General features: G+C 56.8%; 8 protein-coding genes. 7 read left to right on the top strand and 1 reads right to left on the bottom strand.

Annotated elements, in window-relative coordinates:
- Positions 1–62: 62 nt before the first annotated feature.
- The 4 genes from VNX88_04200 to VNX88_04185 all read left to right on the top strand — a co-directional run bounded on the left by VNX88_04200 (position 63) and on the right by VNX88_04185 (position 8,212).
- Positions 63–1,727, top strand: coding sequence for a lipase maturation factor family protein (locus VNX88_04200; GenBank protein ID HWY67841.1), 1,665 nt, complete (start codon positions 63–65; stop codon positions 1,725–1,727).
- Positions 1,724–3,148 (top strand): NAD(P)/FAD-dependent oxidoreductase, encoded by a 1,425-nt coding sequence (locus tag VNX88_04195; GenBank protein ID HWY67840.1) that lies wholly within the window; start codon positions 1,724–1,726, stop codon positions 3,146–3,148. The genes VNX88_04200 and VNX88_04195 overlap by 4 nt, the downstream gene beginning before the upstream one ends.
- Before the next feature lie 253 nt (positions 3,149–3,401).
- On the top strand, positions 3,402–4,304 hold the full coding sequence (locus tag VNX88_04190; GenBank protein HWY67839.1) for an isoaspartyl peptidase/L-asparaginase: 903 nt from the start codon (positions 3,402–3,404) through the stop codon (positions 4,302–4,304).
- A gap of 290 nt (positions 4,305–4,594) precedes the next feature.
- Positions 4,595–8,212 carry a TonB-dependent receptor gene (locus tag VNX88_04185; protein ID HWY67838.1) on the top strand — a complete coding sequence of 1,206 codons (3,618 nt, stop codon included), beginning with the start codon at positions 4,595–4,597 and terminating at the stop codon, positions 8,210–8,212.
- Between the two features lie 379 nt (positions 8,213–8,591).
- On the opposite strand, the gene VNX88_04180 is transcribed toward VNX88_04185, so the two are convergent.
- The gene (locus VNX88_04180; protein HWY67837.1) at positions 8,592–8,876 is read right to left on the bottom strand and encodes a hypothetical protein; all 285 of its coding nucleotides are present in this window, start codon (positions 8,874–8,876) and stop codon (positions 8,592–8,594) included.
- 617 nt (positions 8,877–9,493) lie between these two features.
- On the opposite strand from VNX88_04180, the gene VNX88_04175 reads away from it, so the two are divergent.
- From VNX88_04175 to VNX88_04165, 3 genes are all read left to right on the top strand, one after another.
- Positions 9,494–11,320 carry a hypothetical protein gene (locus VNX88_04175; GenBank protein HWY67836.1) on the top strand — a complete coding sequence of 609 codons (1,827 nt, stop codon included), beginning with the start codon at positions 9,494–9,496 and terminating at the stop codon, positions 11,318–11,320.
- Positions 11,321–11,452: 132 nt separating this feature from the next.
- Positions 11,453–12,757 (top strand): radical SAM protein, encoded by a 1,305-nt coding sequence (locus VNX88_04170; protein HWY67835.1) that lies wholly within the window; start codon positions 11,453–11,455, stop codon positions 12,755–12,757.
- Between the two features lie 287 nt (positions 12,758–13,044).
- A complete protein-coding gene (locus tag VNX88_04165) occupies positions 13,045–16,662 on the top strand; it encodes a BadF/BadG/BcrA/BcrD ATPase family protein (GenBank protein HWY67834.1) in 3,618 nt (1,205 codons plus the stop codon).
- Positions 16,663–16,854: the final 192 nt, after the last annotated feature.

The raw sequence follows: 16,854 nt of genomic DNA, 5'->3' as shown, positions 1-16,854 counted from the left end.
TCTCCCTTTTAACTAGTTGAGGTTGCTCGGTTTCTATTTCGTCGATACCTTGAAGATGCCTGGTGGATTCAATCCCCAAATCCGTGATCCGCAGGCTGTTCTCTTCCGAGTGCGGCGCTTCTGATCGCCTGATTCCGCGCTGGATCTTCCTTCGCGCTCTCGGCCTGATCTACTGTTCAGCCTTTTACTCGCTTGTGTTCCAGATTCGCGGGCTCATCGGTCCACAGGGCATTCTCCCTGCTGGGGAGTATCTGCAGGCGGTAGCCCAATCAGGGGTGGCGCATGTTCGTTTTTGGTATGCGCCTTCGTTGCTTTGGATTTCGAGCAGTTCCGGCATGTTGATGGCGCTGTGCTGGATCGGGATGATTGCGTCGTTGCTTCTGGTGCTGAATCTTTGGCCACGCGCCATGCTCGCGATTTGCTTCGTCTGTTTCCTGTCGTTTGTATCGACCGCGCGAGATTTCTCGGAATACCAATCGGACGGCATGCTGCTCGAAGCGGGCTTCATCTCCTTGTTCTTCGCGCCGCCGGGATTGCGTCCGGGACTCGGGGCTAAGCACCCGCCTTCGCGTGCCAGCCTCTTTCTGTTGCAGTGGGAGTGGTTGCGCATCTACTTCGAATCGGGAATCGTGAAGCTGGTCAGCGGTGAGCCGCAATGGCGGAACTTCACTGCGATGGATGAGTATTACCAAAATGGTCCGCTGCCTACATGGATCGGATGGTATCTGCAGCATCTGCCGCATTGGTTTCACGCGGGCAGCGCCCTGGCTACTCTGGTGATGGAACTAGGCCTGGTCTGGATGATCCTCTTGCCGCGCCGCTTCCGCATCGTCCTGTTCTTCATCGTGACCTTCTGGGAATTGGGTGTGATCTCGAGCGCAAACTATGCGTTCCTCAACTATCTCGTGCTCAGTTTGGGAATCCTGCTGGTTGATGACCGTTTTCTAGTGCGGTGGATTCCGGAGAAATGGCGATCGCGCGTTACGGCAAGTTTGGCTGCTGAGAGCTCGGTGATGCAGACTGATCAGAAAGAGCAGCCGGAAGTTACAGAAATCGCCAGGCGAGGGCGTCCGGCGCTGCGCTTTTTCAAAGCGCGGCTCCGACCACACTTGCGTGCGCTCACCGTTGCCGTTTCAACAGTGACACTCACCTGGCTTTTCTACGTTACGACAGCCCTGCTAATTCTGATGCTTGCGCCGCGAGCTCCGCTTCCAACAATGCCGATCGTCATGCTGCAGCCATTTCGCATCGCAAATCAATATGGACTGTTTGCCGTCATGACGCGCGGGCGCTACGAGATTGAATTCCAAGGGTCGAGGGATGGAGGGAACTGGGTCGCATATCCATTTCGCTACAAACCGCAAGCTTTGAGCGAAGCGCCGCGCATCTACGCCCCCTATCAGCCGCGGTTCGATTGGAACTTGTGGTTCGCTTCTCTAGGTACCTGGACCAATAACCCGATTGTGCCCAACACCGAGGTTCGCCTGCTCACTAACAGCGCAGATACGCTCAAGCTCTTTAGGGGGAATCCATTTGCGGATTCGCCGCCAAAGCAGGTGCGCGCGGTTTTGTGGCAATACTGGTTTACCACCATGGCCGAGAAGCGCCAGACGGGCGACTGGTGGAAACGCCAACTCCTCGGACTGTATGCGCCGACGCTCGAGCTTCAGCCGGACGGCAAGATTGGAGTGGTCGAGATGCCGCAGGAAATGGCTCCGCACCGATGACATCCAACTCTCGCAGGGCTGTTGTCGTAGGCTCCGGACCAAACGGTCTGGCGGCGGCAATCACGCTTGCTCAGGCTGGACTTCAGGTCGAAGTCTTCGAAGCGGAATCGCAACCCGGCGGCGGAGCGCGAACCATGGAGCTCACGCTGCCAGGCTTTCAGCACGATTTTGGATCAGCCGTGCACCCAATGGCGGCTGGCTCTCCATTTTTTTCCACGCTGCCGCTACATGAGCATGGCCTCGAATGGATACACTTCCCCGCGCCAGTTGCTCATCCTCTGGACGATGGAACTGCCGTGGTGCTCGAGCGTGATCTCGGCGAAGCCGTGCGAGCTCTTGGAGAGGATGGCAGGGCTTGGGATCACATGGTTCGCCCGTTAGTGGAAAGATGGCGAGAGGTGGCGCCGGAACTGCTCCGACCGATGATCGCGGTGCCTCGACATCCATTTGTGCTGGCGAAGTTTGGATTACAGGGGTTTACCCCGGCGACAACGTTAGCCAAAAGGCTGTTTCACAGTGAGCGCACGAGGGCGATGTTCGCAGGACTGGCCGCGCATTCCATGGTCGCGCTCGACCAGCCGCTTACTGGCTCCTTTGGCATCCTCTTCGCGGTGACGGCGCACGCGGTTGGCTGGCCGATTCCGCGTGGGGGAGCGCAGTCGATCACCAATGCTCTCCGTGCTCACCTTGAGAGCCTCGGCGGCAATGTGAAGGTTTCAAGCCGTGTCGATTCGCTCGCGTCGGTGGGAGAGTTCAGCGTGGCGCTGTGCGATGTGACTCCTCGCCAACTGCTGGACATAGCCGGGGATTGGTTCACTCCCGCCTACAAACGTCTGCTTGCCCGATACCGATATGGTCCTGCTGCGTTTAAGGTCGATTATGCGCTGTCGAGTCCAATTCCCTGGAAGGCGCCGGAGTGTGCGCGAGCCGCGACAGTCCACATCGGCGGGACAATGAACGAAGTCGCGGCCTCGGAATACGACACCGCACATGGCCGGCACTCGGAACGTCCATTCATGCTCGTCGCACAGCCAACCTTAGTCGATCCGACACGCGCGCCGCAGGGCAAGCATGTTGCGTGGACCTATTGTCACGTGCCGAATGGGAGCACGGTCGACATGCTTCCACGCATGGAGGCACAGCTTGAGCGCTTTGCGCCGGGATTTCGCGATTGCGTGCTGGCACGGCACGTGCTTCGTCCGGCCGATCTTCAAAACATGGATGCCAACCTGATCGGAGGCGACATCGGCGGCGGAGCATCTGATTGGAGGCAGCTTATTCTGCGCCCCACGTGGCGGTTCTATTCCACGCCGGCAAAAGACGTCTACATTTGCTCTTCCTCTACGCCACCCGGCGGAGGAGTGCATGGAATGTGCGGTTACAACGCTGCAAAGACGGCGTTGAAGAAGTTGAGACTATAGGCGAGACAACTTTGAAGAGAACAACTCCACAACTGTCATCCCTCGCGCGCTTTTTGCGCGGGGGATCTGCTGTTTTTGCTCCTATAGAACAGCAGATCCCCACTCCGCAGTTGAAATCATTGACATCGTAAAACAGCTTCGTTGCGGAGTGAGGGATGACAGTCGGTGAGTATAGGAAGCGTCATAACATCCCACCATACGAACGTGATAGATGTATTAGTTTGCATTTTTCAGTTTGAGGTGCGGAGTGCGAGTGGATCCGGTCCTTGTGATACACGGCGGAGCTTGGGCAATACCTGACGATGTTGTAGAGGATCATCGTCGTGGCGTGCTGAACGCTCTTCGAGTGGGCTGGGAGATCCTGGCTTCCGGAGGTTCGGCGCTCAAGGCAGTGGAAGAAGCCGTGGTCGTCATGGAAGATGACGACACCTTCGATGCCGCCCTCGGCAGTTTCCTCACGGCTGACGGAAAAGTCCAGATGGATGCGCTCATCATGGACGGCGGCACGATGCGCGCCGGAGGCGTGGGCTGCGTCGAGCGCATCCGCAATCCGATCCGTGCTGCCCGACTGATCCTGAGTGAGAGTCCACATGTGTATTTCGTCGGGGAGGGCGCCGAGCAGTTCGTTGCCGGCCTGGGCATCGAGCTGATCGACAACCGGGAGCTGGTGATCGATCGTGAACGTAAGCGTCTCGCTGAGGCCAAAGCCAAAGCAGCAGCAGGGGAACGCGACCTGACCTTTGCCGGGCACGACACTGTCGGAGCTATTGCCCTCGATAGCGATGGACACCTGGCAGCTGCCACGTCGACCGGCGGCACAGTAAATAAGACCCCGGGACGCGTGGGGGATTCCTCACTTATCGGGTGCGGCTGTTATGCCGACGATCAGAGCGGAGCGGTATCGTGCACGGGATGGGGCGAGCCGATCATGAAGCTTGTCCTAGGCAAATGGGCGACGGACAGAGTCGCCATTGGTTCCGTTCCAGAACTCGCCGCCCGTGAGGCCATCGGATACCTCAACTCGAGGTTGGACGGTCATGGCGGCATGATTCTTCTTGACGCTCGTGGACGCTATGGCATTGCTCACAACACTCCCCGGATGGCATGGGGTGTGCGAACTAAGTCTGATGAGCAATTGGGAATACAGGTTCCCTGAGGAATTGACTTTGGGTAGAGCTGGCCGAGGGCGGCTGTGCCACTGTTTTCATCACTGCGTCAGTCCTTCCTTGATTCCGACATTTCCCGAAACTGTCGCGGGATGTCGTCCTATGCCGTGCACGAGAGGTTACGTTGCCGCTTGTAATCGCACGGTTAACTGATGTACAAACCTTGCGGCAATCAAGTCACAAGAACGTAATAGACGGCAAATAAAGGACCAAGTACTGCGTGCGTCGTGATGGGTCTGAAGTCCTTCGCTTGCCCCCATTTACTCGATCAGGAGTCTTCATGAAGCGAGTTCTAAGAACGCTCTGTAGTGCGGTCGTGTTCCTATCTCTTAACCTCGTCGCCCAGAACATCGCTACCGCTAACCTGCACGGGATTGTTCAGGACCCAAACGGTGCAGTCATCCCCAACGCCAAGGTCACGGCGCGGCTTGCCGCACAAAACCTGGAGCGCACGACTCAATCAAACGCCGATGGAGAATATGTGCTGCTGAACCTGCCCCCTGGCAACTATTCCATCCAGGTGGATGCTCCCGGTTTCGCCCGGCTCGTTCAGAGTCCGGTCGTGTTGACCATTGGACAAGATGCCCAGCTCCCAGTGCGCGTGAGGGTGGCGAGTACGTCGGAGCAGGTGACGGTCGAGTCAAACGCGGAACTCATCGAAACCCAGCGTAGCGCCCAGTCAACAACCATCGACACCCAGCGAATTGAGAATTTGCCTATCAACGGACGCAACTACATCAACTTTGCGCTCACGAACTCGCAACTTACCCGCGACGACGCGCCCAGCATCGGAGCAGCTCCGACGTCTGGACTCAATTTCGGCGGCCAGCGAGCCCGCGCCAATTTGGTGAACCTCGATGGCATGAACAACGTCGACAACGGAGTGAATGGAATTCGGTCGACTGTCTCCCAGGAGGCGGTGCAGGAATTCCAGATCATCACCAACGGGTACAACGCCGAATACGGGCAGGCAGCCGGCGGCATCGTGAACATCATTACCAAGAGCGGTACGAACAATTGGCACGGATCGGCCTACGCCTATCTTCGCAACCGCAATATTCAGGCCACGAATCCATTCTCGACGGTTAAGGATCCCGCATACACGCGTGTGCAGCCTGGAGCGACCCTAGGTGGCCCGATTGTCAAAGACAAGACTTTTTTCTTTTTCTCATTCGAGACTACACGGCGGCACGAGAGTGGCTTTTCCAGCATCGGACAGAACAGCTTTGGACTCGTACCGGTCGATGTCTCGCGCTTCTACGGTGCGCCACAAGGCGCCATAATCTTCCAGGGCACCTCGACGCAGCAGGCATTCCTGAATGGAATTCCCAACGCCGCACTCGCGAATCCTGTGGCTTTGAATTTTGCCCAGCAATATTCGGCGCTCGTGGGTGGTGGCTCATCAACCGCTGTGAACGGGAGGCTACCATCGGTGGCCGCGATCTACGGCCCGCTCAGTGGCGCTCCTGCGTTTGTTACGTCTCGCGTCGCATTACCGGCTTCCTTTCATAGCCTCAACTCCCAGATTGGGAATTTTCCCGTGTTTGAAGGTACCACGGTATACAGTCTCCGCCTCGACCACAAGCTCACCAATAATCAGCAATTGATGCTACGTGGCAATGTAAGTCCGAGTACCGTGACGGGAATTGAGGTCAATGGACAGAATCAGACGTTCGGACAGAATTCTTACTCGCGAACATCGCAGCAAACCTATCGCGATTTCGCCATCACCGCGCAGGATTCATGGGTGATCGGAAATACCAAAGTGAATGAGCTCCGATACCAGTACTCGCGCCGCGGACTGCTCTACAACTTCTCCAGCGGACCCGGCGGCGGAGACGTGGCCATCAACATTCCGGGATTTGCATTCTTCGGTCGTGAACCCTTCTCGTTTGTGGATCGCACCGAGCAGCGCCACGAGGTGGCCGATGTCTTTTCGTGGAATCTTGGGAACCATCAAGTGAAGTTCGGCGGCGATGTAAACCATATACCGCTCGATGCCGACTTCACCGTGAACTTTGGCGGGCTTTACAACTTCGGCTCACTGTCGGCCGTCCAGCTCGGATTCCCTGCCACCTTTCTCGGAACCAGTGTTCCTGACTTCTCGCCGGTGCAGGCGTACGGACTAGGTATTCCGCAGAGCTTCGTACAAGGCGTTGGCAATCCCCATGCCAGCTTCACAAACAACACGCTCGGCTTCTTCCTGCAAGACTCGTGGCGGATTAAGCCGAACTTGACACTGAACTACGGCGCTCGTTACGACGTCGAGTTCACGCCGACACCTGCGGCCAGCAATGCCATGTCCGCTGCAGCTCAGGACGCGCTTGGAATCACTCAAGGCATCCCGCAGGACCTGAATAACATTGCTCCCCGCGTTGGCATTGCCTGGGATCCGTTCAAGGACGGTAAGACCGCGATTCGCGCATCCTACGGGGTCTTTTTCGACCATCCGCTGCTGGCTCTCGCTTTCGATTCCGACGTGGCCGACGGCTCGCAGGCGCCCCAGCTCATTCTCGGCGGCGGCGCATTTTGTAATCCGCAGGTACCCTCGACTCAGGGTGTAGGCAGTTTGAATGCCACCAACGGCTTCATGGGCATTCAGACAAGCTCTGCGTGTGCTCTGCCGCCGGCATTGGCCGCAGGACTTCAGTATTTGCCCGCCGAGCAGCGATACAACGCGTTGAATGCGAATTCACTCTTCGTAAACCAAAACTTCATTACGGCCGGTGTTCCGCTCTCAATTCTGCCGTTCGGCTTCCCCACCGCGAAGAATTTCGAGTACGCATATTCCGAGCAAGTGAACTTTGGGATCGAGCGCGATCTGGGCCACAACTATTCCCTCGCTCTTAATTACAACTTCAACGGCGGTCATCACATCAATCGGCCAATCAACGCCAATCCGACTCGCGGCGATCTACTCCTAAAGAACTGGCAGAACGCTGTGGCCGCGGGCGCGGTTACGCCGAGCACGCTGCCCATTTCGGTCGCGGCTTGCGGAGTCGGAGCGGCCGGGCCATTCGTGCCGGCAGCAGTTACGAACTTCTTCCGTCCGTCCGGACTTAACCAGTCGCTTGTGCCTGTCGTCCCCGCGCAGTGTCTGGCGCTGGTGCAGTCGGTTGAACAGGCAAACGGGCTCGGTCTGGGAGTGCCGGTTCCCTTCAGCGACATGATCGCTAATTACGCCAATGGCAGCTCGGTCTATCACGCGATGACCGCGAATCTGCGCAAGCGCTTCAGCAGTCACTATGAGTTCCTGGCGTCGTATACCTGGTCACACGCCATCGACGACTCTACCGATCTCCAGTCACTCCTTGCTCCGCAGGACAGCTTCAATCCCAATGCGGAACGCTCAGAGTCGACCTTCGATCAGCGTCATCGTTTTGTGTTCAGCAGTGTGTATCAGTCGGGAAGAGTTGGTGAGGGTTGGGTCGGCAAGCTACTTAGTAATTTCACCGTAGCTCCGATTGTCGAAGCCAGCTCGGGGCGGCCATTCAATATTCTGGTTGGAGCCGACCGCAACTTCGACTTCGGGCCAAACACCGATCGTCCTTTGGTAGTGCCCGCAAACACGGCAGTCAACTTGTGTGCTGATGTGCCCGTCGCCTCACGGTTCTCCCCCACTGGATTCCTGCAGCCAGCTTGCTACCTGAATGGCACTCTGAATGGAAACCTGAAGCGTAACGCCGGGATTAAGCCGACCACGGTCTTCACTGATCTGCGTATCGGGCGTCTGTTCGACTTGACGGAGCGCTTCAAACTCGAAGGCACAGTCGATATGTTCAACTTGATCAACAAGTTCAACGTAGCCGACGTGAACATTCTCTGGACCAATGCGGGACAGCCAACTGCGGCGTTCGATCCACGCCAGTTCCAGTTTGGTCTGAAGCTGACGTTCTAAAGCAGGTAGAAACGGAGCGCCCGGGCGCCTCGCCCGGCGTTTTCGTCAGGCAGAAGTCAAAAGCAAAAGCTCACGCGGATGAACGCGGATTTGAGGATTGACGCGGATTTTCTTGGGGTTGCGTGACTCCAGCCGCCAGCCAGTAGCCTTCCTGGATGCCGTTGAGGACAGCTAAAAACAAAGACTGTCATCCTGAGGCGCGATGTTGGCCGAAGGATCTCCCGGAATGCTTCGAACTCCGTTGCGACGTCCTGGCCCTTAGGCGAATATCTTGGGCCGGAGAGCCAAGGAAGCAGCAATCAATCGGACACGCGGCGGGAGATCCTTCGGCCAGAAGACAGCCTCAGGATGACAGTTCTGCAAGTTCCATGCGAAGAACTCACGCCGTGTAAGGCTGCAGCTCTTTCTCAATCTCTGTCGCCTGAATTTGTTCTCCGCTATTCAGCCGCTCCAGAATAGAACCAAGCACTAGTTTCGCCTGGTCCTTGCCGCGATTGCGAATGAAGCCGTCGTAGACATGCTCACCGTTGGCGGCGCGGTTGATTTCGGCTTCCCGGTTATGGTCGTCGAGTTCGGTGAAGTAAATCACTTGATAATTGCCGTTCCGGGCAACGTCTTTATAGATCTCGAACATAATCTTGTCGGGCGGAGGTGTGAAGGCCATGTGGTGCTCCGTACAACTGGAAATTATACCGAGAGGTTTTTCTTTCGCGCGTTCCTGACCCCAGCGGTTGATCCGGCTCGACCCCTTAGACTGTCATTCCTCGCGCCTGCCTTTGGCGCGGGGAGTCTGCTGTTCCGTATCACACCGTGCGGCGTACTTCTTGTCAGGCCCTCATTTAAAGAGCAAATTACTCGTATCACAAAAACTAACAAGAGTAAGAGCTCTACACGTGCCAGAGTGAACAAAATACGTACCTCGGGCCCAGCGCAAGATGGCGCACCGCATTACTTGCCAAGTATTTGTCAAAAATGTATCTTGAAACGCACTGTCAGCATCTGACGTAAAGCTGGGTGCGGCCATGCATGAATTTCGCTCGCTGAGCATGGACAGTTTCGTTGTTATTTGTCGTAGCAGTCTCATTCTGCGTACGCTACACCCGCGGTTTGTCAACACTCCACTCCCAGATTCCCGAAACAAGACAATCGATTTCCAATTCCTGAGAGACGAACTGCCGCATCTCGTCTCCGTTCCCCGGCTCCAAAGGTTCATTGTTCGCTCCCTCAGTCAACAACGATCAACCTTACTGACTGCCTCACGAGATCCCCACGGAGAACAACATGTCCGTCACCAAAATCGATGTTCCGCTCCAGGGTTTGACCAGCCGTCCGCCTGTTTCTGTTGAAGAAGAAATTCGCCGTCGTTTAGCCGCGGAACGTGACCGCCTGTCACGCGAAGCTGGCTTGGACAGCAAGCACGCTAAGCACTTCCATCGTCCGGTTGAACGTGCATTTACCGCGGCCGAGCGCGACAGAGTCACGATTCTGATCGGCGGACTTACCTGGAAGCACGAGAAGGTGATGAAGGCCGTTTTCGAGGCCTGCGGATACAAGTGCGACGTGCTGCCGACGCCGGACGTTGCTGCGTTTCAGTTGGGGAAAGAGTACGGCAACAACGGTCAGTGCAACCCAACGTACTTTACTGTCGGCAACCTCGTTCAATATCTACAACTCCTTGAATCTGCCGGAGTCCCGAAGCAGGACATTCTCGATAACTACGTCTTCTTCACCGCCGGCTCATGCGGGCCGTGTCGTTTTGGCATGTATGAGGCCGAATATCGTCTAGCCCTCCAGAATGCCGGTTACGACGGCTTCCGCGTGCTGCTCTTTCAGCAGAACGATGGCGTGAAGGCCGCCTCCGGCGAGCCCGGGCTCAAGTTCACGGTCGACTTCGGCATGGGCATGTTCAACGCCCTGAATATGGGCGACATCATGAACGAGATGATCTTCCGCATCCGTCCATTCGAGGTAAACAAGGGGCAGACCGACCGTGTATTCCAGGAATCGGTCGACTTGATGTGCGCCATGCTCAAGGAGCGCAAGCCGTTCGAAGACCTCGAAGATCTGCCGAAGTGGATGACCAGTTATCTGGCGAAGCACAAGAATACCGGCTGGGAAAAGACGGTCAACTCCCTAGGGAAAGTCTGGGAGCACCTCTACGGAACCGCTTACAAAGAGTGCTTGCAGGCTGTCCACGATCATCTCGCGACCATTGAGGTCGACCGTCTTCGCATAAAGCCAGTGGTAAAAATCATCGGCGAATTTTGGGCGCAGACCACTGAAGGAGATGGCAATTTCAACATGTTTGCCTTCCTGGAACGGGAAGGCGCGCAGGTCCTCGTGGAACCAATTGCCACCTGGGTCATGTACATGATGTACCAGGTGAAAGAGCGGTGGCGCGAGAAGAAGCCGCTGGAAGATAAGCACAAGAAGCCGGCGTGGTGGGAGCTGCACAAGCACGCGGTCAACGAGCTGAACTTCCAGAAGAAGATTGCGATGTTGAGCGTCGGCGAGATGATCTACTCTCGCCAATATCATCGTGTGGTCGAGGCGCTGGGCGATATCGCCCATCACTTGATCGATCAGAAGGAAATGGCGGATCTCGCCATGCCCTTCTACAACCAGTTCGCGCGCGGCGGCGAGGGGCACCTTGAAGTCGGCAAGAACATCTACTACACCAAGCACAAGCTCTGCCACATGGTGCTGGCTCTGAAGCCCTTCGGCTGCATGCCGTCCACGCAGTCCGACGGCGCGCAATCGGCTGTGGCCAACGCTTTCAAAGACATGATCTTTCTGCCCATCGAAACCTCGGGCGAAGGCGAGATCAATGCGCACAGCCGCGTGCAGATGGCGCTTGGCGAAGCCAAGGTCAAGGCGCGCCTCGAATTCGACGATGCGTTGAAGTCAACCGGCAAATCGCTGGACGAGATCAAGAGTTACGTCGCCGATCATCCTGAGCTGCGGCAGTTGTTCTACCCCATTCCGCACCGCGAATGTGTGACCGGCGTGGCGGCGAACTTTGTGCTTCATGTCAATGACCTGATCAACGGGCGCAAGAAGCTATATCGCGTTCCCATTCAGGCCCGGGCTCTAGCGACCGCGTCTTAGAGAACAGAAAAATTATTCCGTAGCCGCAACGGCGGGAGCGGAATCTCAGTTGTCAAGAGTTGTTGCGTGTCAATTGGGATCCGTTGCTTTTGCACGGAATGACCATACGCATCAGAAAGGTGACTTCAAGAGATGGCCGAAGTTCAAGAATTGGCAGCCCCCGCTCCCGAGGCTCCGCCACAATACAAACTGGATGTTCAGCTCCATGAGCTGCTAATGAAGCCTGCGGCACGGCCGGTGCCGCCTCCCCCTCCGAGCGGTGTGCTGCAGACGCTGCCAGTCCCGCCGTTTCCAAGCCGTCCTAAATTGCAAGAGGGCAGCGACGAAGACTACGTGCCGAAAGACGGCAGGCGGAAGTACGGTCCGGCGCAGATCGCTCACGCTATGCGTGGCTGGGCTCTGCCTTATCTGAAGTCGCGAATTCTTCCTGGCCACCTGCATCCGATCGTGTCCTATCTCTTCACCGAATGGAAGTGCAACCTCGATTGCCATTATTGCTGGGCATTCGACAATCGAGTAAAGGGCATGAGCGAGGACATCGCCAAACGCTCGATCGACTGGCTGCACGAAGGAACAGGACGCGTGCTCGCGCTTATGGGTGGCGAACCGCTGCTCCGGCCCGACTTCGCCCACAAAGTTACGCACTACGCGACCAAGAAGGGCTTTTGGGTTTACATACCCACAAATGGACGCCTACTCCGTCCCGACGTAATCGACAAGCTCGGAGATGCCGGAGTGTCGGTAGTGAATCTGGCTATCGATGCCGTCGACTTGAAGCCCGGATTGCCCAAGGCGCTGGTGCCGATTCGCAAGAACTTTGATTACCTGATCAAACGGCAGTTCCGTTACGGGTACTCGGTATTCATCAATATCAACATCTGCGGCAATAACATGGACGATGTCCGCGAATTGACCGAGATCGCGCACGACAACGGAGTGGCTACCGACTATCACATCTGCGAGTCGCCGCTGACTGAGCAGGAGCACTTCAAGCATCTGAACAACAACCCGACGTACATCACTGAAAAGCATTGGGACCAGGTAGATGAACTGCTCGAGTGGCTGGTGGCCAAGCAGCGGGCGGGCTACAAGATGACGAACTCCACGTCGCGCATCTCTGAAATGAAGGAGTTCATGCGCGGCGGGATTCAGGAATGGAATTGCCGCGCCGGACAGAACACGCTGATCATTCGTACGGACGGAACGCTGGCACCGTGCTTCCCGATGTACAACACGCATTACGACTGGGGCACGATCGAGAACCACAAGTTCGAGCCCGGTCCGCTGAACGAGATGAAGAAGTCGTGCCAGCCGCACTGCTTCTCCACGCTGAACCACATCGTAGGCTTCTGCTACAACGACGCCCGCGTGATTAAGTGGCTATTTAAGCAAGCGATGCATGGGTTCCAGGGTGTTACGAACTGGAGCGACGACTGAGAAGAATCGGGTGATCGGGCCATCGGGTGAAGTAAACGGCGATCGAAATGATCGAAGCGCAGCAGTTGTAGGCGAGCGAAGCAAAGCCCAGAGCGCCGGAGGCGCGGCAGATGATTAGCCCAGGACGTAAGTCCTGGGGAGACGGTCGTACAGATTGGAGCCCCGGAGGGGCGGCACATTGCGGACCATGATGCCGCGCCTACGGCGCTCTACAAACCTTCGGAGCTAACCCAGCACTTACGTGCTGGGCTATCTCAATTCCGCCCTTAGGGGCCTGGAGGTGGGTGTTGTCAGGGAGCTACGATCACAGCAACGGTTGCTGCGGGAGCAGCAAGGCGATCAAGCTGGATGTAAAACTCGGTGAGCTCGTCGCGACGCTTCCACGGCCCAAGCCCAAACCGCGTACAAATCCTGTCCCGCTCGGGGAAACCAAGCTCGCGTATTACGTCGGCGTGGACGTAGGTTCCACGACGGTAAAGACGGTGATCGTCGACGCCGCCACGGACCAGATGATCTGGTCCGACTACCAGCGCCACGAGACCAAGCAGCCGGAAAAAGTTCTCGAGTTCCTGAATCGCATGCAGGCCGAAGCCGGCATCGCGCCCAACAACTGCCGCATGTTCATTACTGGTTCCGGCGGCAGCAACATTGCCCCGCTGATCGGTGCGAAGTTCGTGCAGGAAGTCACCGCCGTCTCCCTAGCGGTCGAGAAGCTTCATCCGGAAGTGAATTCGGTAATCGAACTTGGCGGGCAGGATGCCAAGATTATCGTTTTCAAAGAAGACGAAGCCGGCGGGCGCAAGAAAAAGATCCCATCAATGAACGACAAGTGTGCCGGCGGCACGGGCGCCGTGATCGACAAAATCAATGCCAAGCTCAAGATTCCAGCCGACGAGCTGTGCCAGCAGGGCTACCACGGGATCAAGCTGCATCCGGTCGCCGGCAAGTGCGGCGTCTTCGCCGAGACGGATATCAACGGCCTGCAGAAGCAGGCGGTTCCCCCAGATCAGCTAATGGCATCGCTGTTCGACGCCATCGTTCTCCAGAACCTTTCCGTTCTCACTCGCGGACACACGTTGCGCCCGCACGTTCTGCTCCTCGGCGGCCCAAACTGCTTTATCAAGGGAATGCGCGAGGCGTGGCAGCACAACATTCCCAAGACTTGGGAAGAACGCAACGTGCAGATTCCCGAGGGCATGACTCCGGAGCAACTCATTAAGACTCCTGATAACGCGCAGTATTTTGCTGCATTGGGCTCGGTCGAATTCGGTAAGGACGAAGATCCTGATGTGGGCTGGTATCAGGGCACAGCCAAGCTCGAGCACTACATTGATGTCGGACGCCTCGAAGAGAAGGCCAGCTCCGGCGCGGCCGGGCTCAGCACTTCGGACGAAGAACTGGAAGAATTCAAGAAGAAGTACACGATCCCGAAGTTCAATGCCGCGAAGTTCACGCCGGGATCAGCCGTGCGCGGATTTGTGGGCGTCGACGGCGGTTCTACTTCGACGAAAGCCGTGCTGTTATCGGACGAAGGCGAGTTGCTTTGCAAGGCCTACCAACTGTCGAACGGAAATCCGATCCAAGACACTATCGACATGTTCCGCTCGCTGCGACAGCAGGTGGAGGCGCAGGGTGCGACCCTCGAAGTGCTCGGCGTGGGAACAACCGGCTACGCGAAGGATGTGCTGAAGGAAACGCTGCACGCTGATGTCGCGCTCGTGGAAACCGTCGCGCATACCGAATCGGCGATGCGCTTTTACGACGATCCACACTGCATCGTCGATGTCGGCGGTCAGGACATCAAGCTCATCGTCCTCAAAGACGGGCGTGTAAAGGACTTCAAGCTGAACACGCAGTGTTCGGCGGGCAACGGATACTTCCTGCAGTCGACCGCCGAGTCTCTCGGCATAAAAGTCGAAGAGTACTCCGATATTGCCTTCTCCGCGAACCAGATGCCGATCTTTGGTTACGGCTGCGCCGTGTTCATGCAGTCGGACATTGTCAACTTCCAGCGCCAGGGCTGGGCGGCAAAAGAAATTCTTGCGGGACTCGCGGCGGTGCTGCCGAAGAACATCTTCCTCTATGTCGCCAGCATTCCCAATCTGGCAAAGCTAGGAAAACGCTTCATACTGCAAGGTGGCACGCAAAAGAACCTGGCGGCAGTGAAGGCCGAAGTCGATTTTGTGAAGTCGCATTTCCGCAGCGAACAGGCCGAAGCCGAAGTCATCGTCCACGAGCATTGCGGCGAGTCGGGTGCAATCGGCGCGGGAGTGGAAGCGATGCGCATCTTCAAGAATGGTCACGAGAGCACCTTCATCGGCCTCGACGCGGTGCAGAACATCAGCTATCGCACCACTCGCAACGAAGGTACGCGCTGCTACTTCTGTAAAAACAACTGCCTGCGTACCTTCATCGACGTGCAAACCGGCGACACCGAGAACTGGAAGGCGCCGGCATTCAAGTCGAAGGTTCCACTCCAAGCCGGCGAGCAGCGCCTTATTATCTCGACCTGCGAAAAGGGGCAAGTCGAAGATGTGAAGGACATGCGCGGCATTAAGGCCGGACTCGATGCGCTGAAAGAAGCAAATCCCAATTACGTCGAGATCGCGGCCAGCGGCGTGTGGCGCTCGCAGAATCCGCCGAAGATTGCCGATCCGATTCCGAATACGAAGTGGACGTTCAAGGCCGAAGTCAAGCAGCGCGCAGAGTTGATGAAGAAGCGGGCCGCGTTCCGTGTCGGCATGCCCAAAGTGCTGAACATGTATGTGTACGCGCCGCTCTTCAGCGCATACCTGGAGACCTTGGGGCTTGAGCCGGAGAACATCATCTACTCCGACTACACCAATCGCGACATGTACAAGGCCGGCGCTGGGCGCGGCGCAATCGATCCATGCTTCCCGTCGAAGATCGGCATACCACATGTCTACAACCTGATCTTCGTGAAGCACGCCAAGAAGCCCTTGGACGCGATTTTCTTCCCCATGATCGATGTGCTCACCACGCATCTCAAGTGCACGACCGGTTCGAACGCGTGTCCTACGGTGACGGCGACTCCAGATGCTGTAAAGGCTGCTTTCACGAAAGAAGCGAATGTCTTTGCCGACAATGGAATTGAGTATCTCGATCCCATCGTGAACCTTGCCGACCGCAAGCTCTTCGCCCTGCAGATGTATCGCGCATGGGCTCCGGTGCTGGGCGTTTCAGAAGAAGAGAACGAGCGTGCAATCGAAGTGGCATTCAAAGCGCAGGAAGCTTATGACGACGGATTGCGCAAGCGAGCGCGGGAAACGCTCGACATGCTGGAGCGCGAGAACCGTATCGGCATCGTGATGCTTGGACGTCCGTACCACCACGATCCCGGTGTAAATCACGAGATCATGGAAGAGTTCCAGAAGCTCGGCTATCCCATCTTCTCCCAGAGCACGCTGCCGATCGACGATGACATACTCGACCGGCTCTTCGGCGATGAAGTTCGCGCCGGAGTGATCAAAGATCCGCTGGACATCACCGACGTCTGGAAGAACGCCTATTCCGCCAGCACCAATCACAAGATCTGGGCGGCCAAGTTCACCGCGCGACACCCGAATCTTGTGGCCCTCGAGATCTCCAACTTCAAGTGCGGTCACGATGCCCCGATCTATTCCGTGATTGAGGACATCATCGAGAATTCGGGTACTCCGTACTTCGCCTTCAAGGATCTCGATGAAAATAAGCCGACCGGCTCGATCAGAATTCGCGTAGAGACCATCGATTACTTCTTGCGCCGCTATCGTGAAGACCTTGTCAAGAAACGCGAGGCTGTGAACAGCATCGACGCACAACTTGCAGAGTACGAACGCAAGCTGCGCGAAGAGCTGATGGCGCAGAGCTCACAGCAGCAGTACGAAGGCGTGGGTGCGGATTAATTCCAAAATAGAGACTTCACAACTCTGTCATCCTGAGCCTGTTGGCGAAGGATCTCCCGGGATATTGAGGACTTAATTGCAGCCCGTACGGCATTTCACCAAGAGCCGGGTTTTGGGCCAAAGTGGCGCACGGCGGCAAATAAGTTCGATGCATCGCGGGAGATCCTGCGGCCAAAAGAGGGCCTCAGGATG

The organism is Terriglobales bacterium (genome assembly GCA_035567895.1).
GTDB lineage: Bacteria > Acidobacteriota > Terriglobia > Terriglobales > Acidobacteriaceae > Gp1-AA112.
Note: the sequence above shows the minus strand (reverse complement) of the source record. Positions and strands in the feature narration are given on the sequence as shown.